This window comes from uncultured Mycobacterium sp. (genome assembly GCF_964249325.1).
Classification (GTDB): domain Bacteria; phylum Actinomycetota; class Actinomycetes; order Mycobacteriales; family Mycobacteriaceae; genus Mycobacterium.
Map to the genome: position 1 here is coordinate 16174 of NZ_CAXUCH010000005.1, position 17487 is coordinate 33660.

The 17487-nt window shown below is 66.3% G+C and carries 16 protein-coding genes and 2 pseudogenes (1 of these 18 only partly in view); 9 read left to right on the forward strand and 9 right to left on the reverse strand.

What is annotated here, in order from left to right:
* The first annotated feature begins 35 nt into the window (after nt 1–35).
* Nucleotides 36–698: a DUF5642 family protein gene (locus ACFE99_RS01495; protein WP_375481738.1), complete on the forward strand. Its 663-nt coding sequence runs from the start codon at nt 36–38 to the stop codon at nt 696–698.
* Between the two features lie 25 nt (nt 699–723).
* Nucleotides 724–1383: a DUF5642 family protein gene (locus ACFE99_RS01500; protein ID WP_375481814.1), complete on the forward strand. Its 660-nt coding sequence runs from the start codon at nt 724–726 to the stop codon at nt 1381–1383.
* Between the two features lie 20 nt (nt 1384–1403).
* Here the strand turns inward: ACFE99_RS01500 and ACFE99_RS01505 are convergent, their stop codons facing one another.
* Nucleotides 1404–2000 (reverse strand): alpha-ketoglutarate-dependent dioxygenase AlkB, encoded by a 597-nt coding sequence (locus tag ACFE99_RS01505; protein ID WP_375481740.1) that lies wholly within the window; start codon nt 1998–2000, stop codon nt 1404–1406.
* Nucleotides 2001–2091: 91 nt separating this feature from the next.
* Here ACFE99_RS01505 and arcA point away from each other — a divergent pair, with 91 nt between their 5' ends.
* Nucleotides 2092–3300, forward strand: a complete 1209-nt coding sequence (arcA, locus tag ACFE99_RS01510; protein WP_375481742.1) for an arginine deiminase — start codon at nt 2092–2094, stop codon at nt 3298–3300.
* Between the two features lie 96 nt (nt 3301–3396).
* Here arcA and ACFE99_RS01515 read toward each other — a convergent pair whose 3' ends face one another.
* A complete protein-coding gene (locus ACFE99_RS01515; protein ID WP_375481744.1) occupies nt 3397–4956 on the reverse strand; it encodes a dolichyl-phosphate-mannose--protein mannosyltransferase in 1560 nt (519 codons plus the stop codon).
* Nucleotides 4957–4981: 25 nt separating this feature from the next.
* On the opposite strand from ACFE99_RS01515, the gene rsmI reads away from it, so the two are divergent.
* Nucleotides 4982–5818: a 16S rRNA (cytidine(1402)-2'-O)-methyltransferase gene (gene rsmI, locus ACFE99_RS01520; RefSeq protein WP_375481746.1), complete on the forward strand. Its 837-nt coding sequence runs from the start codon at nt 4982–4984 to the stop codon at nt 5816–5818.
* Here the strand turns inward: rsmI and ACFE99_RS01525 are convergent.
* The 4 genes from ACFE99_RS01525 to ACFE99_RS01540 are packed head-to-tail and all read right to left on the reverse strand — an operon-like array spanning nt 5815 to nt 9555.
* Nucleotides 5815–7059, reverse strand: a complete 1245-nt coding sequence (locus tag ACFE99_RS01525) for an aminodeoxychorismate synthase component I (protein ID WP_375481748.1) — start codon at nt 7057–7059, stop codon at nt 5815–5817. The two genes, rsmI and ACFE99_RS01525, sit on opposite strands and share 4 nt — an antisense overlap.
* A 21-nt stretch (nt 7060–7080) precedes the next feature.
* Entirely contained in the window at nt 7081–7992 is a 912-nt protein-coding gene (locus ACFE99_RS01530) for an RNA polymerase sigma-70 factor (protein ID WP_375481750.1), read from the reverse strand.
* Nucleotides 7989–9164, reverse strand: coding sequence for an NAD(P)/FAD-dependent oxidoreductase (locus ACFE99_RS01535; RefSeq protein WP_375481752.1), 1176 nt, complete (start codon nt 9162–9164; stop codon nt 7989–7991). The genes ACFE99_RS01530 and ACFE99_RS01535 overlap by 4 nt, the downstream gene beginning before the upstream one ends.
* 25 nt (nt 9165–9189) lie before the next feature.
* Entirely contained in the window at nt 9190–9555 is a 366-nt protein-coding gene (locus ACFE99_RS01540) for a hypothetical protein (protein ID WP_375481754.1), read from the reverse strand.
* A gap of 166 nt (nt 9556–9721) precedes the next feature.
* Here ACFE99_RS01540 and ACFE99_RS01545 point away from each other — a divergent pair, with 166 nt between their 5' ends.
* Both ACFE99_RS01545 and ACFE99_RS01550 read left to right on the forward strand, forming a co-directional pair.
* Complete coding sequence (locus ACFE99_RS01545) at nt 9722–10558, forward strand: NAD(P)H-binding protein (RefSeq protein WP_375481756.1); 837 nt, start codon at nt 9722–9724, stop codon at nt 10556–10558.
* A 15-nt stretch (nt 10559–10573) separates the two neighbouring features.
* On the forward strand, nt 10574–11023 hold the full coding sequence (locus ACFE99_RS01550) for a deazaflavin-dependent nitroreductase (protein ID WP_375481758.1): 450 nt from the start codon (nt 10574–10576) through the stop codon (nt 11021–11023).
* Nucleotides 11024–11127: 104 nt separating this feature from the next.
* On the opposite strand, the gene ACFE99_RS01555 is transcribed toward ACFE99_RS01550, so the two are convergent.
* Together ACFE99_RS01555 and ACFE99_RS01560 are read right to left on the reverse strand one after the other, a co-directional pair.
* Nucleotides 11128–11478: a hypothetical protein gene (locus ACFE99_RS01555; protein WP_375481760.1), complete on the reverse strand. Its 351-nt coding sequence runs from the start codon at nt 11476–11478 to the stop codon at nt 11128–11130.
* Nucleotides 11479–11780: 302 nt separating this feature from the next.
* A complete protein-coding gene (locus tag ACFE99_RS01560) occupies nt 11781–12404 on the reverse strand; it encodes a TIGR03086 family metal-binding protein (RefSeq protein ID WP_375481762.1) in 624 nt (207 codons plus the stop codon).
* A gap of 51 nt (nt 12405–12455) precedes the next feature.
* Between ACFE99_RS01560 and ACFE99_RS01565 the strand changes: the two genes are divergently transcribed.
* Nucleotides 12456–12878, forward strand: a complete 423-nt coding sequence (locus tag ACFE99_RS01565; RefSeq protein WP_375481765.1) for a MarR family winged helix-turn-helix transcriptional regulator — start codon at nt 12456–12458, stop codon at nt 12876–12878.
* A 1129-nt stretch (nt 12879–14007) separates the two neighbouring features.
* Here ACFE99_RS01565 and metG read toward each other — a convergent pair.
* Nucleotides 14008–15552, reverse strand: a complete 1545-nt coding sequence (gene metG / locus ACFE99_RS01570) for a methionine--tRNA ligase (RefSeq protein ID WP_375481767.1) — start codon at nt 15550–15552, stop codon at nt 14008–14010.
* 19 nt (nt 15553–15571) lie between these two features.
* Here metG and ACFE99_RS01575 point away from each other — a divergent pair.
* Together ACFE99_RS01575 and ACFE99_RS01580 are read left to right on the forward strand one after the other, a co-directional pair.
* Nucleotides 15572–16407, forward strand: a pseudogene (locus ACFE99_RS01575) (TatD family hydrolase).
* A gap of 150 nt (nt 16408–16557) precedes the next feature.
* Nucleotides 16558–17487 (forward strand): annotated as a pseudogene (locus tag ACFE99_RS01580) (ubiquitin-like domain-containing protein) (it continues 183 nt past the right edge of the window).

Below are 17487 nucleotides of genomic sequence, written 5' to 3' on the forward strand. Positions count from 1 at the left end.
CATCTGATCTGGCCCGTCGCGTGGTATCAACGGACATGCGGCTCGCGATGGCTGCGGTGGTGGTGATGCTGGTGGCGGCATGCGCTCACCCGGACGGGTCTGCCCGCATCGCTTCGGTTATGTCGTCGCCGACCGGCACCGTGCGGGTTAACCCGGCCAATATCAAAAGGGTTGCCCGTGAGCTGCCCAGTGGCTATGAGGTGACTGGTCTGGCCGCTGCGGCGGCCCCCACAGCGGTCTGGGGTCTGGGAGCAGAGTGGACGGCACACCCAGCCCAGTGCGCGACGCTTGCCGACCCGGTCCGCGGCCGCAGCCAATCAGGACAAGGCTTGTCGGGATCAGGTTCCGGCGGGATTGTCTACGCCGCAGTGGCGCCGGCACCGGCGAGCGTCGACGCCGCGGTCATGTCCCAGTGCCGGCAATGGACCATGTCGACGCGGCATGCCTCAGCCACGGTGCGCCTGGTCGAGCCGCCACACATCGACGGCATCCAAACCATCGGGATGGCAAGCGAGACAACCACCTCGGTCGAGGGTGGCACGGAAATCGCTTCTCAAGCCCAGACATTCGCCGCGTATCTGGGCGACTTTTACGCGTACACCATATTGATCACCGACCCTGGTTCGGTCCATTCGCCGCTGCCGCCGCAATTCGTCGCCGACTTATTGGTCGAAACGGTGTCCGCGTTACGCGGCTGATCGTTGGTCCTTGGGTAGATTCACCATGGTGGTCAGGGCGGTGCTCGCGGTTGCATGTGCGTGTTCGCTGGCAGGGTGCGCGTCGGCTGAATCGTCAGGTTCCGCTTCCGCGGATATCGCCAAAGTCGCCGACGTGAAGTCGAGTTTCGGGCCTGAGTTTCACGTGACCAGCATCGCGCCGACCGGTATCGATCCTAAGTTGTTGGCGGCGCAGAAGTTGCCGGACGGCCTGAAATTCGAGCCGCCGGAGTGTGCGAAGGTCGCGGTTGCGCCGGTGGTACCGCCCGGTCTGCAGGGCAACATGGCCGCCGTTTCAGCCGAGGGCGACGGCAACCGCTTCATCGCCCTTGCGGTCGAAACGTCCCAGCCGGTGCCGGTTAACGATCCGGGCGGGGCCTGCCAGAAGGTGGGTTTCGCCGGTGGCGCGGTGCGTGGCGTCATCGAGGTGGTCGACGCCCCACACATCGCGGGCACCCGCACCCTCGGGGTGCACCGCATTGTGCAGACGGTCGTCGACGGCAAACCCCGCACCGGCGAGCTCTATGACTACTCCGCTCATTTCGGCAACTACCAGGTGATCGTTACCGCCAATCCGCTGGTCCTTCCGGACAAACCGGTGGTTCCCGTCAACACCCAACGGGCCCGCGACCTGCTCACCACAGCTGTTGCCGCGGTCAGGAGTTGACTGCGCCCGGCCAGCAAGACCTAGCGCACATCACGGGGCCGAAATTGGACGCTGACACGCGGACCGGTGGGGGCCGATGTCTTGGGAACCGAGTGTTCCCACGTGCGTTGACATGACCCGCCCATCACCAGCAGATCGCCATGACCCTGCGGCAGCCGCAACGATGGTCCGCCGCCGCGCGGCCGCAACGCGAAGGTGCGGGTGGCGCCCAGGCTGACGATCGCCACCATGGTGTCCTCGCTGCTGCTGCGCCCGATCGTGTCGCCGTGCCACGCGACGCTATCGGCGCCGTCGCGGTACAGGCACAGGCCCACCGTCGTGAACGGCTCACCCAGCTCCCCGGCATAGATGTCATTGAGTCGCCGACGGAGCAGCGCCAGCTGCGGATGCGGTGGCTCCTCGACCGTCAGGTCGTGAAAGCTCACTAGACGCGGTACGTCGACAACCCGCTCGTACATGTGGCGGCGCTCGGCGCGCCAGGGCACCGTCGACAGCAGCGCGCCGAACAGCTCGTCAGCTGCGGTCAGCCAGCCCGAGCGGATATCGAGCCACGCGCCGTCGCCGAGGTAGCGGCGTTGTTCGAGCTCGAACAGCGAGCCCTGAACCGCGATCGCCATGGCCGCCAGTCTATCGCACGCCCGTTCGAGGATGCCGGCTCGGCGGGTCGCACCGCGGCGTCGGGGCGATGCGGGCATTACCTTGCTATATGTGAGTGTCGCCGGACTGGGCACCAATTCCGAGGTGGGACGGCTGCGGGTGGCCATCCTGCATCGGCCCGGGGCGGAGTTGCGGCGACTCACCCCTCGCAACAACGACCAGCTGCTGTTCGACGGGTTGCCCTGGGTGGCGCGCGCGCAGGAGGAGCACGACGCGTTCGCCGAGTTGCTGCGCTCCCGCGGTGTCGAAGTGCTACTGCTGTCCGATTTGCTGACCGAGGCGCTCAACAGCGGGGCGGCCCGGATGCAGGGCATCGCCGCCGCCGTCAACGACCGGCGGTTGGGATTTCCACTGGCACAAGAGCTTTCGGCCTACCTGCGTGGCCTGGATCCAGCCAGCCTGGCACATGTGCTGATGGCCGGCATGACGTTCACCGAGCTTCCGTCGGACACGCGCACCGACGTGTCGCTGGTACGCCGCATGCACCACGCAGCCGACTTCGTCATCGAGCCGCTGCCGAATCTGGTGTTCACCCGCGACTCGTCGATCTGGATCGGGCCTCGAGTGATCATCCCCTCACTGGCGCTGCCGGCCCGGGCTCGTGAGGCATCGTTGACGGACCTGATTTATGCCCATCACCCGCGGTTCACCGGCGTGCGGCGCGCATACGAATCGCACACCGCGCCGGTCGAAGGAGGCGACGTGCTGTTGCTCGCACCGGGCGTCGTCGCAGTTGGGGTCGGTGAGCGCACCACACCGGCCGGCGCTGAAGCCTTGGCGCGCAGTCTGTTCGACGACGATCTGGCGAACACCGTGCTCGCCGTGCCGATTGAGCAGAAACGCGCGCAGATGCACCTCGACACCGTGTGCACCATGGTCGACACCGACGCGGTGGTGATGTATGCGAACGTGGTGGATGCCTTGTCGGCGTTCACGCTTCAGCGCACCCCGGATGGCGTCACGATCAGCGACGAGACGCCGTTCGTCGAGGCCGCCGCGAACGCGATGGGCATCGACAAGTTACGGGTCATCGACACCGGGCTGGATCCGGTCATCGCCGAACGCGAACAGTGGGACGACGGCAACAACACGCTTGCGTTGGCGCCCGGCGTCGTCGTCGCATACGAGCGCAATATGCGAACCAACGCCCGGCTGCAGGACGCTGGTATCGAAGTGCTCACTATTGCCGCCTCCGAGCTGGGCACCGGCCGCGGTGGACCGCGCTGTATGTCGTGTCCCGCCGCTCGCGACCCGCTGTAGCCCTAGCCGCGCGACACAACCCCCCGCGGTGTTGTCAGGCCGCAATCACAGCCGTGGCTTCTGTCTCGCGGCGAAAGGCGGCGCTCGCCGCCCGAACTACCGCCAGCTGGGTAGCCAGATCTCCATGTTCCAGGTGGCCTGCGAGATTGGCTGACCGGTGAGCACCGGAAAAAGCCACGCGAAGTTGGTCAGCACCAGCGCGACGTAGCAGGACACCACAATCAGGCCGAGCGTGCGTCGTTCCCGGCTCTGCCCAGGTTGATACAAGATGTCCCCGAGAATCAGCGCGATCGCCATCACCAAAAACGGTGCCATGGTGGCCGCATAGAAGAAGTACATCTGCCGGTCGATGTCGGCGAACCACGGCAGCCAGCCAGCGCAGTAGCCGACCAGGACCACGGCGTAGCGCCAATCGCGGCGCACCAGCATCCGCCATGCGGCGTAGACAAGGACCGGCACCGACAGCCACCACATGGCCGGGGTGCCGACGAGCAGCACCGCTTTGACGCACGATTGCGCGCCGCAGCCTGGAACATTCTGCTGGTCGATCGCGTAGAGGACCGGCCGCAGCGACATCGGCCATGCCCACGGTTTGGTATCCCACGGGTGGTAGTTGCCGGCCGAATTCGTCAGGCCCGCATGGAATTTATAAGCGTTGTAGGTGTAATGCCACAACGAGCGAATGGCGTCGGGCATCGGAAATGACGCCTCCGGGCCGATCGACTGGCCCACCTCGTGGCGGTCGATCGCCGTCTCGGAGGCAAACCACGGCGCATAGGTGGCCAGGTACACGCCGAACGGGATAAGCAGCAGCGCATAGACGGTCGGCCCGAAGTCCCGGCGTAATACCCCGAGCCACGGTCGGGGCACACGGTAGGCGCGGCGGGCTGACACGTCGAACGCCAGCGACATCACACCGAAGAACAGGACAAAGTACAGCCCGGACCACTTTGTCGCACAAGCCAATCCGAGCAGCACACCGGCGCAGAACCGCCACCAGCGCACGCCAAGCCGTGGACCCCATACTGTTTCGGCACTGCGGCCCTCCAAGAGCGCGACGTGCATACGTTCACGGACCTCGTCGCGGTCGACCATCAGCGCGCCGAACGCCGCCACCACGAAGAAGGTGAGAAAGCCGTCGAGCAAAGCGGTGCGTGACGTAACGAAACTCACCCCATCGCCGATGATCAGCAGTCCGGCGATACCGCCGACCAGCGTCGAGCGGCTGAGCCGCCGCGCGATCCGCGCCACCAGCGCGACCATGATGACGCCGAGCAGCGCGCCGGTGAAGCGCCAGCCCAGCCCGTTGTAGCCGAAGATCGCCTCGCCAACAGCGATCAGCTGCTTGCCCACCGGCGGGTGGACGACCAGACCGAAGCCGGGGTTGTCCTCCACACCGTGGTTGTGCAGCATCTGCCAAGCCTGCGGCGCGTAATGCTTCTCGTCGAAAACCGGTGTGCCCGCGTCGGTCGGCGAACCCAGGTTCACAAACCGGGTCACCGCCGCCAAAGCGGTGATCACCGCAGTCATCGCCCAGCCCTGCATACTGTCGACCGGGCCGAAATCGGGGACCGGCACCAGCGGCGCGGGGCTGATAACAGGTGCCGCACGCTCGGCGACGGCGACAGGGCTTTCGCTGGGCGGGGCGGATGTCATCAACCACGATCGTAGGCTTTGCCCCATGAGCGGTGGTCGACTGTTGCTGGGCGCCACGCCGCTGGGGCAGCCGTCCGACGCCTCACCGAGGCTGATCGCCGCGCTGGGCTCCGCTGATGTGGTGGCCGCCGAGGACACCCGGCGACTGCGGACACTGGCCAAGGCGCTCGACGTCCAAATCGCCGGCCGGGTGGTCAGCTTCTTCGACCAAAACGAGCCCGCACGAGTGCCGACGCTGGTTGCCGACATCTGTGCCGGCGCGACGGTGCTGCTGGTCACCGACGCCGGGACGCCCGTCATCAGCGATCCGGGGTATCGACTGGTCGTGGCATGCGTCGATGCCGGTGTGCCGGTGACGTGCCTACCCGGACCGTCGGCGGTGATTACTGCCCTGGCGGTGTCCGGGTTGCCTTCGGAGAAGTTCTGTTTCGAGGGCTTCGCTCCGCGCAAGCAGTCCGCGCGCAGGACATGGTTGGCGTCGCTGGCCGAGGAGCGGCGCACCTGTGTGTTTTTCGAATCTCCGCGCCGGTTGGCTGCGTGTCTGCACGACGCGGTCAACCAGCTCGGCGGGGCGCGCCGCGCGGCGGTGTGCCGGGAACTGACCAAGGTCCACGAGGAGGTGGTGCGCGGGTCGCTGGAGGAGCTGGCCAAGTGGGCCGACGACGGTGTGCTGGGGGAGATCACTGTGGTGGTGGCGGGGGCGGCGCTGGAGGCCGACGTGCCGGCGCTGGTGGCCGAAGTGAACGAGCTGACGCGCCAAGGAATTCGAGTCAAGGACGCCTGCAGCCAGGTGGCTGCCGCGCATCCGGAACTGCGTTCGCGGCGGGAGCTCTACGACGCCGTCGTGCGCTCGCGGCGCTAACCCGCACGGGCGGGTGCGGTGACCGCGGATGTGAGGCCGAGGATCGGCGCGGCCTTGTGCAGACACTCATCCCACTCGGCGTCGGGATCCGAGTCGGCTGTGATTCCGCCGCCGGACCCCAACACGGCGTTTCCGGCGCCGTCGAACTCGACGGTGCGGATAGCCACGTTGAGCTCGCAGCCTGCTATCGGAGACGCGAAACCAACAGTGCCGCAATATACTCCGCGGCTGGGCTGCTCCCACTGCGAAATCAATTGCCGCGCACGTATTTTGGGAGTCCCGGTGACCGAGGCCGGGGGAAAGGCGGCGTCGAGCAGCGCCGAAGTCGGCAGCTCGACGGGCACCCGCGCCGACACCGTCGACACCAAGTGCCACACGCCCGGCGCGCGGCGCACCGCCAATAGCTCAGGCACACTCACCGTACCGGTGAGCGCCACCCGGCCCAGGTCATTACGGACCAGGTCGACGATCATGATGTTCTCGGCGACGTCCTTGACCGAGGCCCGCAACGCCGACGGAGACGCCTGCAACGGCAAGGTGCCCTTGATCGGGCTGGACGTGACAACGTCACCGCAGCGCCGCAGGAACAGCTCTGGCGACAGCGAGGCGACCGCCCCCGACGGCCCAGCCACATAGGCAGCCCGAGCCGGCGAAGTGGCGGCAACCGCATCGACAAAGAAGTCCAGCGGCGCTCCGACGAGGCTCCCGGTGAACTGCGTGCACACGCACGCCTGATAGACCTCGCCCGCGGCGATCGCCTCCAGGCAGGCCAGCACCCCGGCGCGGTGTGCTGCACGGTCGGCTGCAGCCCACTCGATGCCCCAGTCACGGGCCGGTGCCGGCGTCGCGAGCGCCTCCACCAGCCACTCCGGCATGTTGGTGCCCGACAGGCTCTCGTAAAACCACTGGCCGCGGCGGTCGCAGCGCAGCACGCAATCGGTCCAGCCGCCGGCGGCTTTCCAGACGTTCTCCGGTTCTCGGCTGCTGCCCGGGTCGGGGTAGGAGAGGTAGCCGACCCAGCCGCCGCCGACGGCGGTGGTGGGGGCGCCGGACCGGACGGCGAAGACATCGCCAGGGTCGACCGGTTGCGCCGACACGCTCGGCGCAATGACGGCGAGCGCGCCGAACCAGTCGCCGGTCAGCGCAGCCGGCGGCGGAAGGCCGAGCCGGTTGGTAGCTGCGCCCACCGCGCGCAGCACTCGCGGTGCCGCGCCGAGGTCGCCGAGCCAGTCGATTCGCACCGTCCTAGCTTGGCAGAAAAGTCAGGCGCGGCTGATCGCGCGTGCGGTTGCCAGCGCCGCCAGCTTGTCGGGATTGCGTACGGCGTAGAAGTTGGTGATCTTGCCGTCGATGATCTCGGCGGTGAAAACGCCTTCTAGGTTGTCGCCGCGGTAGAACAGCACTGCCGGCGCCGAGTTGCAGACCGCCAGTTCCAGTCGAACGTCGGCCATCCTTTTGCCGACCCGCATAATCCCGATGACTGCGCTGGCGACCTTCTGTGCCCCGACCACCGGTCGACGGGCCGCGGTCGCCTTGCCGCCGCCGTCGGCGGTCCACACCACATCGGGCGCCAGCATCGACATCACGGTCTGCACGTCGCCGCTGGACGCCGCGGCCAAGAATTCAGCGGTGATGCGCGCGTTCTGTTCCGGGTCGACCGGACCGAAGCGCCGGCGCCGCGCCTGCATATGTTCCCGCGCCCGATGGGCGATCTGGCGTACGGTCGGCACGGATTTGTCTACCGCCGAAGCGATTTCGTCGTAGTCAAACCCGAACACCTCGCGCAGCACGAACACCGCACGTTCCTCGGGGCTCAGCGTCTCCAGCAAGACCAGCATCGCCATCGACACCGATTCGGCCAGCCCCACATCCGCGGACGGGTCCTGCTCTTGGAGCAACAGCGGCTCGGGCAGCCACGGCCCGACGTTGTCTTCTCGGCGGCGCGCGTCAGCGCGCAACGCGTTGAGCGCTTGGCGGGTGACCAGCTGGGCCAGATATGACTTGGGGTCGTGCACGGTCGACAGTTCGACCTGCGACCACCGCAGGTAACTGTCCTGCAGCACGTCGTCGGATTCGGTTGCGGAGCCGAGGATTTCGTAGGCGATAGTGAACAGCAATGGCCGCAGGAGCGTGAACCGCTCGGCGTGCTCGGTGGTGCCGGGCGAGGCGGTCACGAGACCGTGACCGCCTCGTGCGCAAGGCGCTCGGCTCGCCTGCCGCCCTTGAGCCAGGGGTTCGAACCGGGTTCGGTCGCCTCGCGGCGGATACCCCATACCGTCCCCTTGCAGACCGCCTCCTTGATCATGGCCGCGAACCGGCCGCCGATGGCCACGTTGATCGGGGTGTCGTCGAGCCGCGCGAGCTGGAAGGTGGCGCGCTTGCGGCCCAGGCTCACGCACTGCCCGACAAACGCCTGGTCGAGCACCGCGGGTTCACTGCCGGCGATGCGGGCCAGCACGGTGTTGGCGGCCTGCACCCCCAACGGACCGGCAGCCTGGCAGCTCATCCGCAGCGGCTGACTCGACGGGGCAGCGGCGTCTCCGGCTGCCACGATGTGCCGGTCGTCGATGCTGGTCAGCGTTTCGTCGGTGAGCAGTCGGCCCAGCGCATCGGTGCTCAAACCGCTGCGGGCGGCCAAGTCCGGCACCCCAAATCCGGCTGTCCACACCGTCACTTCGCTGGGCAGCACCGTGCCGTCGGCCAGCCGCACCGCGCCGGGCGCCACTGCTGAGACGACGGCGGTTTCCAGCACGTCGACGCCGAGCCTGCGCAGGCACCTATTCACCGAACGCCGACCAGCTGGACTCAACGACGGCCCGAGCAGACCGCCGCAGACCAGGGTGACGGGGTGGCCCTGCTCGGCGAGCTCCGCGGCGGTTTCGATGCCGGTCAGCCCGGCGCCGACCACCACGACGGGCGCGTCCGGGTGCAGTTGGTCGAGTGCGCGGTGCAGCCGCTCGGCGTGTTCGAATTCGGCGATGGCATAAGCGAATTCCTCTGCACCGGGCACCGCTGCCGGCGGTGTGCCGGTGCTGCCGACGGCGTAGATCAGGTAGTCGTAGTCCAGCACGTCACCCGAGGCCAATACCACCTTGCGGTTGGCAGTGTCGATCCGCTCGGCGGTGTCGACCACCAGTCGGATGCCCTCACCCAGTAGCGTGCCGTAGTCGACGGTGGCGGTGCCGGTGCCGGCGACGAACTGGTGCAAACGGATCCGTTCCACGAACACCGGACGCGGGTTCACCAACGTAATGGCGACGTCCGCGCGCAGCCGCAGATGGTTGGCGGCCAGGGTGCCGGCGTATCCGCCGCCGATGACCACGACGCGTGTGCGTGTGCCGGTCATGATTGTCTCCTGTTCATCGCAGGTCTCACGGATCTTGTGCCGTTGAGACACCGCGAAGGCGGCGGATGTGACACGGTGTGACCGATGTCACTTCAGCTCGTGGCACGGAAGCGTACAGCCGCGGATCGAGTTCGAGTCGGTAGCGGCGGGCGTTGGAGGCATTGAGCAGCCGCAGGCGATATCGCGCCGGATCGGTGTACAGCACCGGCCATGGCGCGCCGTTGACAAGAACAACGTCGCCGAGCACACCGTTCATGTAATCGCCTGTCACGCCGCCGGATTCGACGGTGGGATAACGCAAGGAGCCGTCGGCGCAAAACGGCCAGCGTCGCTCGCGTCGAGCGTCGCCGTCGCGGAACCGCAGGCCTGCGTACGGTTTTGCTGCGGTCACCGTGTTACCTCCAGATCGAATGGGCGCCCATCGACGCCGCCGGCATGAAGAACGACGAAATGGCGCCGCGAAAAGTGACGCGGCGACTTGTAACTTTCTGGCCCGTCGACTCGTCCTTGCTGATAGGGCCGTCCCGGCCACAACATCGAGTAGCAGGAGTTAGATCATGACCATTGTCGTCACCGGAGCGACCGGCAATGTCGGCCGACCGCTAGTCAATGCACTGGTCAACGCCGGCGCCAAGGTGCGCGCGGTGAGCCGAAATCCACAGTCGGCCGGGCTTCCGGCCGAGGTCGATGTGGTGGAATCGGCCGCCGCCGCGATTCCCGGATCATCGGCGGTGTTTCTGAATTCGCGTGCGTTGGGCCAGGAGTTGACCGCGGTGGTCGAGCAAGCCAAGCGGGAGGGGGTGACCCGGCTGGTCGCGCTGTCGGCAATCAACGTCGACGACGACTTCTCGCGCCAACCATCGCGGTATCGCGGCGACCGCAATAAAGAGGTCGAGCAACTAGCCGTCGAGTCCGGGCTGGAGTGGATAAGCCTGCGGCCCTCGGTGTTCGCGACCAACTTCGCCGGCATGTGGTCGGCACAGATCCGCTCCGGCGACATCGTCCGCGGGCCCTACGCCGCGGCATCCACCGCCGTGATCGTCGAACGCGATATCGCCGAGGTCGCCGCCAAAGCGTTGCTCGACGACGATTTGCTCGCCCGAAAGATTCCCTTGACCGGCCCACAGGCGCTCACCAACGTCGACATGGTCGACATCATCGGCGCGGTTCTGGGCCGGCCGTTGCGGTATGAGGAAGTCCCCGACGACCTGGTCGGCCAGCGGTTCGTGGGGCTGGGCTTCCCGCCCGAATTCGGCGACGCCTACATCGCGATGTTGGCCACCACCATCGACCAGCCGGCCGTCGTAACCGACGAAGTGCAGAAGATCTTGGGCCGCCCCGCTCAATCCTTCGAGCAATGGGTGAGCGAGTACCGCAACATCTTTACCAACTAGCAAGAGGGACAAGCCATGTCTGAACGCAAGCCGCCGCGCTGGCTCAAACCGATGAACAAGTTCATGATTGCGGTGCAAAAGCTCGGCATCCCAACAGGACCGCCGATGGTGCTCACGGTGCCCCGTCGCAAGACCGGGCGGCCGAGCAGCACGCCGATGACGCCGTTCACCTTTGACGGCCACCTCTACGCGATGGCTGGATTCCCCGGTGCCGATTGGGCGCGCAACGCCCGCGCCGCCGGCGTCGGAACGCTCAGCAAGGGCCGCAAGGCGAGGCGAGTGCAGATCACCGAGCTCACCGCCGAGCAGGCCCGCCCAGTGCTTCACGTCGTTCCGAGTGAAGTGCCGGTCGCGGTCGGCTTTCTCAAGCGGGCAGGCCTGGTACGTAAGGGAACGCCGGACGAAGTCGCGGCGCTGGCCGGGCGGATCGCCGTCTTTCGGCTCGACCCCATCGCGGCTGGCTGAGCATCGGAGACCCATGCACCCCGCCTACCTTGTCGTGACACTGGTCGCGACCGTTCCGGTGTGAGCGCCCTGGTTCACTTCGCAGCGATCATTCCCGGCAGCATTTAAATCCGACCGGCTGACATGTCGCGCGGAGCCCGCATGTGCGCCTCGGCGCGAAGCCATGCATGCGCTGGGACAAATCGCTCATCATCCCAGCTGACGGATTGCACCCGTATCCGTCCCCGCCAGTTCTTCATGATGGCGACGTGAACGGGCCAGCGGATGAATCGACGTAAATCGGCCTTGTCATCCCAGACGGAAAGCGATCCGCCGCGCCACTCGGCCGGCTTGCCCCACAGCCACAGCCCGACCGCTCCGCGCATGATCGGCCAACTCTCCGCCAGCTTCATGCCCAGCTGGGCGATGTGCTGCCAATCCTCGTCGGACTTGGAATGAAAGTCGGTGTAACTCACCACGACTGGGGATTGGGTCCCGTCGGAGGACCGGGCAGCCAGTCGCTGCTAAGGAGGCCGCTGCTCGGTGTGATCGGCGGCTGGCCAGCCACGTTCGACTCGCCTGATCGACGGCGATCGGCGCCGGTGGCGTCAACGTCGCCGACGGATGTTGTTGTCATTGGTTTCCCCGTCAAGCCGCTGCCGGTTGCCAGGGCTGATCATGCGTGTGCGTTGCCGTCAGTGCAGACATCTCGGGTTTCCTTTTGGTGCTGGCGAATTCTTCGCGTTTTCCGTTCGGTCGTGCCCATGAGCTGCTGCGGTCAGGCCTTAGGGGGTGTCCATTGTGGACTTCGACCGAGATAAGTGAGGATGCGATCCAGGTCGTCAGCTTGGTCCATCGACTCGATCGGCGGGCGAAACAGGGCATTCGCGCCGTTGCGGAACTTTCCGTCGGGCACGGCCAAGGCGACCGGCAGCGCGGCGGCGACAACGTCGGCCGGAAGTGTGAAGGAATTACCCATCGTGCGTGCCAAGTCCCAGCCATGCACGACGTAATCGACAAAGTGAAAGCCGATGGCCAGTGAACCCGGGAAGGTAGCTCCCGGCGCAAACTCAGGGAGCGCGAACATCGCATCGAGCACATCCGCACCGCCGAACGCGTCGATCACGTCGGCAGCGGCCGCGCAGTAGGTGCCGGCGGGGTCGGAAGCGACCGCGTCGGCGATAGTTGCGGGTTGCCATATCGCCGGATCGGCGCCGTGGCCGCGCGCGGCGGCGGCAAAGCCGCAATGCTGCACGGTCATGTGGGTGAGCAGGTCGGCGAGATTCCAGCCAGCGCACGGTGTCACCCTCGGCAAGTCGTCGACCGTGACGGCCGAGACGACATCAACGGAAGCCAGTATGGCGATCCGGTGCATCGGGCGGAGATCCACGTTTGTGTGCATTCGCATACCATATGCATACGTATATAATCTGTCAAGCTTTATCATCACGACATGGTGCGAAAGGTGACGCGACCAGATCTCGCGGCGATGCTCGCGCGGCTGACTCGAGAAACCGTGGCCGCCGAGCAGCCGGTGCTGGCAGCGCACGGCCTATCGATGTGGGGCTACATCGTGCTATGCGCCCTTGACGGTTCGCCGATCCGCACCCAAGCGGCCCTCGCCGAAGCGATTGGCGCCGACAAAACACGCATCATTCCCACCCTCGATGAGCTGCAGGAACGCGGCTACATCGAGCGGATTCCCGACCCCGACGACCGCCGCGCACGCCTACTCGCGATCACCGAGTCGGGCCGTTCAATCAAAAACGTCACGCAGGCGGACATCCAGCGCGGCGAGGAGCGCTGGCTTGGGCAGCTGTCAGCCAATGACCGACGTGTCTTTCTGCGTGTGCTACAGCACCTCAGTTTCGGCTGACGATACGCGGTAACGACCAGCCTGCTGCCGCAGGAGACTACGCTCGACCGCCGCGGCTGTGACTGATTGTTATGCCGGCCCCGACCATGCCGGATCAGATCTATGGCAGCGCCAGCCTCAGCGAGATAGCGAGGGTCCGGACGACGGGCATTCTCCCGGATGGCTGCCTCGCAGATCTTGATCGCATGCTCGGCGCCGAGCTCCGGGGCCGCGGCTGCCAGGCCGGTGAACGTGCGGTCGGTGTCATGTTCAGAGGATGTGTCCGTCATGCGCTGCCCGCCGAAGGCGGCGAACAATTCGCGGTTGACCCTCAAGATCGTCGCGAATGAGACTGCGTGCAGTTCAGTCGGTACTTCGGCCAGCAGCGGCCGCATCGCCGCGGGCGCAGTAATGGTGTGAATCAACGGGACTGGGAACGATGGGTTGGTCGCGGCGTATTGGCCCGCGTATTCGGCCGTCAGCTCGCTTAGCGCGCTGTCGACGGCTTCGGCGTCGACATCACCAACCACATCCAGCTCCGTTTGCAGGGGTTTGAACGTGGTCGCCCAGCACGCCAGACCGCGGGCAAGTTCATCGATTTGAAGTTCGGTGGGCTGGGCTGTGTCCCGAAGCGATCGCACCGCGTGGGCGGTGCGGATCAAACCGTGGGTGAGCGAGCCGGCGCAGCCCGGCAACAGTCTTAGCCACCATCTCTGCAACACGTCTCGCCATGCGGCCTCGGCGAGTTCGCGGCGAAACAGCTCGACCCAATCGCCGCCGTGCTCGCGCTGGCCCAGCGCTGCCTGCCACTCCGTGATCGGCTCCGTCGGGTCGGGCAGCGGCCCGTGCTCGCGGTGATGATATTGGCGTCGACCCACCCGGGGACCTCGTCGCAATAGCCGAGCTTGGCTAGCGCCTCGGCGGCCATCGGCCCATGGTTGGCGAAGAAGCGGCCGAGGTAAAACCGTTGGTGCGCAAGCGATCCAATGCCACGTTCACCGCTTCGGTGTAGTCCAGCGATCCCATCGCATACCTCCTGCTACGACACCTACGACGGGCCGACCACCGAAAAAGTTACACCGCCCAACAGACGCAAAGCACCTATATTTGGCAGGTTTTGGGGGATTGTGCGTCTGGTGGCGCGACGGACTCACTCGGCCTGATAGCGCGGGAACACCGCCGTCGGCGGCGGCAAGACGGTGCCCGGGGCGAGCCGAGTGCCCACCGCACTGAACGACCGCGCGTCGGCGCGCTGGCCGAGCAGGTCGAGCAGCTTGGCCGCCGACTCCGGCACCACCGGCTGCGTGAGCAACGCTGCAATTCTAACCGCTTCCAGGGTGGTGTAGAGAACGGTGCCGAACCGCGTCTGGTCGTCCTGTGACTCGCTTTTGCGTAGCACCCACGGCTGCTGCGCCGAGAAGTACTTGTTGGCGGCGCCCAGCATCCGCCAGATCGCCTCAAGCGCCAAATGCATGGCCTGGGAGTCGAAATGAGTCCGCACCTGCTCCAGTAGCCCGTCGGCAAGCGCCAGCAACTCAATGTCATCTGCGCTGAATTCTCCTGGGGTGGGCACCATTCCGTCGAGGTTCTTGGCCACCATCGACAGCGACCGTTGCGCTAGGTTGCCCAACTCGTTCGCCAGGTCGGCGTTGATCCGGCTGATCATCGCCTCGTCGCTGTAGCTGCCGTCCTGGCCGAATGGGACCTCGCGCAGCAGAAAGTAGCGGACCTGGTCAACACCGAACGTGTCGATCAGCGCCACCGGGTCGATGACGTTGCCTACGGACTTGCTCATCTTCTCGCCGCGGTTGAGCAGAAATCCGTGCGCGAAAACCCTTCGCGGCAGCTCGATTCCGGCCGACATCAAAAACGCAGGCCAGTACACGGCATGGAACCTGATGATGTCCTTGCCGATCATGTGCAGATCGGCTGGCCAATAGCGGCGGAACAACTCGGAATCGGTGTCGGGATAGCCGACGCCGGTCAGATAGTTGGTCAGCGCGTCGACCCACACATACATGACGTGGTCGGGATGATCGGGCACCGGTATTCCCCAGTCGAAGGACGTCCGGGAGATGGACAGGTCGCGCAGGCCGCCGGAGACAAAGCTGACCACCTCGTTGCGCCGCACTTCGGGCCCGATGAAATCGCGTTTGGCGTCGTAGTGGGCCAGCAGCTTGTCGGCATACGCGGACAGCCGAAAGAAATAGGTCTGTTCTTCGGTCCAGGTCAGCGGCGCCCCCGTCTCGGTGGCAATGCGAGTCCCGTTGTCGAGCAGCTGGGTTTCCGATTCGACGAAGAACCGTTCATCGCGCACCGAGTACCAGCCCGAGTAGCTATCGAGGTAGATGTCGCCGGCATCAGCCATCCGCTGCCAGATCGCCTTGGAGGCGGCATGGTGGTCGGTGTCAGTGGTGCGGATAAAGCGGTCGAACGAGATGTTGAGCCGCTCCTGCAGCTGCTGGAACACATCGGAGTTCCGCCGGGCCAACGCAGCGGTGGGAATCCCCTCCGCCGCCGCGGCCTCGGCCATCTTCAGCCCGTGTTCGTCGGTGCCGGTCATAAACCGCACGTCGAAGCCGTCGAGCCGCTTGAACCGGGCAATCGCGTCGGTGGCGATGTACTCGTACACGTGCCCTAAGTGCGGTGCGGCATTCGGATAGGTGATAGCGGTGGTGACGTAGTAGGGCCTCATCGAGAATCCACCCTATTGTGTGCGCGTGAGCTCCAACCGGTCCGGTAAACGAGAGGCGCCCCCCGCCCCGGCGCCGTTGGCGCCGTTGATCGACGCCCACACTCACCTCGACGCATGCGGCGCTGACGACGCCGACGGGGTGCGCGCCATTGTCGAGCGCGCCGCAGCAGTTGGAGTCGAGGCGGTGGTGACCATCGCCGACGACCTGGACTCGGCGCGTTGGGTGACCCGCGCGGCCGAATGGGATCCGCGGGTCTATGCCGCGGTGGCCCTGCACCCCACCCGCGCGAATGCCTTCACCGAGGCGGCTCGCGCCGAAATCGAGCGACTGGCAGCCCATCCGCGGGTGGTGGCGATCGGCGAGACCGGGATGGACCTGTACTGGCCGGGCCGGCTCGACGGGTGCGCCGAGCCGCCCGCACAGCGCGAGTCCTTCGCCTGGCATATCGACCTGGCCAAGCGGACCGGCAAACCGCTGATGATCCACAACCGCGAGGCTGACACCGAGGTCCTCGACATGCTGCGGGCCGAGGGCGCCCCCGACTGTGTGATTTTTCACTGCTTCTCGTCAGGGCCGGCGATGGCCCGCGCTTGCGTCGACGCCGGTTGGCTCCTGAGCCTGGCCGGGACGGCCAGCTTCCGCAACGCCCGTTGATCCCGGGCGACCAGCTGCTGGTCGAAACCGACGCGCCGTTTTTGACGCCGCATCCCTACCGTGGCGCTCCCAACGAGCCGTACTGCCTGCCCTACACTGTGCGAGCGTTGGCTGAACTCCTGGGACGACCCGCCGACGAACTGGCACAGGTCACCACGGCTAACGCTCGCCGGGCCTACCGGCTGGGAGCCGACTCTTAAGAGTCCGTTAAGAGCGTCGCGCCGGAGTTGCCCTAACTAGGCCGATTCGTTACCGTCTTGTGATCGAACGGGGGGCCTTGCCGGGCCCCTTTCGTTTGTCGCTGCTGACGGTGTCGTTGAAGTGTTGCTTAGGTCGGGGAAATACGAGCGTTGAACGTACTCACGAAGCTGCACCAGACCCCATCACCGATCCTGCGGCTTCTGGTCGCCGCGCTGTTGCTGGTGTTGACGCTCGCGGGCGGGTATGCGGTCGCCGCCCGGAAGACGGTGACGTTGAGCGTGGACGGAACCCGGTTGACCGTGACGACGATGAAGTCGCGGGTAATCGACGTGCTCAAGGAGAACGGGTTCGAGGTCGGCGAGCGGGACGACCTGTACCCCAACGGTGACGAGCGAATCCATGACGCCGACGAGATCGTGCTGCGGCGCAGCCGGCCGCTGCAGATCTTCCTGGACGGCCACGACAGCGAGCAGGTGTGGACCACGGCGTCCACCGTCGATGAGGCGCTGGCCCAGCTGGCGATGACCGACACCGCGCCCGCCGCGGCCTCACGCGGCAGCCGGGTTCCGCTGGTGGGGATGGCGCTGCCGGTCGTCACGGCCAAGACCGTCCAGATCAATGACGGCGGCGTCATGCGCACCGTGCATCTGGCCGCGCCGAACGTCGCCGAACTGTTGGACGCCGCAGGTGTGCCGTTGCAGCAAAGCGACAAAGTGCTGCCGAGCGCCTCGACTCCAGTCACCGACGGAATGCAGATCGAGGTAACCCGTATCCGGATGGAGAAGGTCACCGAGCGGGTGCCGTTGCGTCCGGCCGCGCATCGCGTCGAAGACCCGGAAATGAACGTCAGCCGACAGGTCGTCGAAGACCCCGGCAGCCCGGGCACCCAGGACGTGACCTTCGCTGTGGCCAAGGTCAACGGAGTGGAGACCGGGCGTCTGCCCGTGGCCAACACGGTCATCGCACCGGCCCACGACGCGGTGCTGCGGGTCGGCACCAAGCCCGGCACCGAAGTGCCGCCGGTGTCCGAAGCCACCGTCTGGGATGCCATCGCCCGCGGCGAAGCGGGCGGAAACTGG

What these genes read in the sequence shown, in the direction of transcription:
- ACFE99_RS01550 (WP_375481758.1), top strand. Translation starts at nt 10,574, where the DNA reads ATGTCTGAACGCAAGCCGCCGCGCTGGCTCAAACCGATGAACAAGTTC.
- ACFE99_RS01505 (WP_375481740.1), bottom strand. Translation starts at nt 2,000, where the DNA reads ATGGCGATCGCGGTTCAGGGCTCGCTGTTCGAGCTCGAACAACGCCGC.
- ACFE99_RS01535 (WP_375481752.1), bottom strand. Translation starts at nt 9,164, where the DNA reads ATGACCGGCACACGCACACGCGTCGTGGTCATCGGCGGCGGATACGCC.
- rsmI (WP_375481746.1), top strand. Translation starts at nt 4,982, where the DNA reads ATGAGCGGTGGTCGACTGTTGCTGGGCGCCACGCCGCTGGGGCAGCCG.
- ACFE99_RS01495 (WP_375481738.1), top strand. Translation starts at nt 36, where the DNA reads ATGCGGCTCGCGATGGCTGCGGTGGTGGTGATGCTGGTGGCGGCATGC.
- ACFE99_RS01515 (WP_375481744.1), bottom strand. Translation starts at nt 4,956, where the DNA reads ATGACATCCGCCCCGCCCAGCGAAAGCCCTGTCGCCGTCGCCGAGCGT.
- ACFE99_RS01565 (WP_375481765.1), top strand. Translation starts at nt 12,456, where the DNA reads ATGGTGCGAAAGGTGACGCGACCAGATCTCGCGGCGATGCTCGCGCGG.
- metG (WP_375481767.1), bottom strand. Translation starts at nt 15,552, where the DNA reads ATGAGGCCCTACTACGTCACCACCGCTATCACCTATCCGAATGCCGCA.
- ACFE99_RS01560 (WP_375481762.1), bottom strand. Translation starts at nt 12,404, where the DNA reads ATGCACACAAACGTGGATCTCCGCCCGATGCACCGGATCGCCATACTG.
- ACFE99_RS01545 (WP_375481756.1), top strand. Translation starts at nt 9,722, where the DNA reads ATGACCATTGTCGTCACCGGAGCGACCGGCAATGTCGGCCGACCGCTA.
- ACFE99_RS01500 (WP_375481814.1), top strand. Translation starts at nt 724, where the DNA reads ATGGTGGTCAGGGCGGTGCTCGCGGTTGCATGTGCGTGTTCGCTGGCA.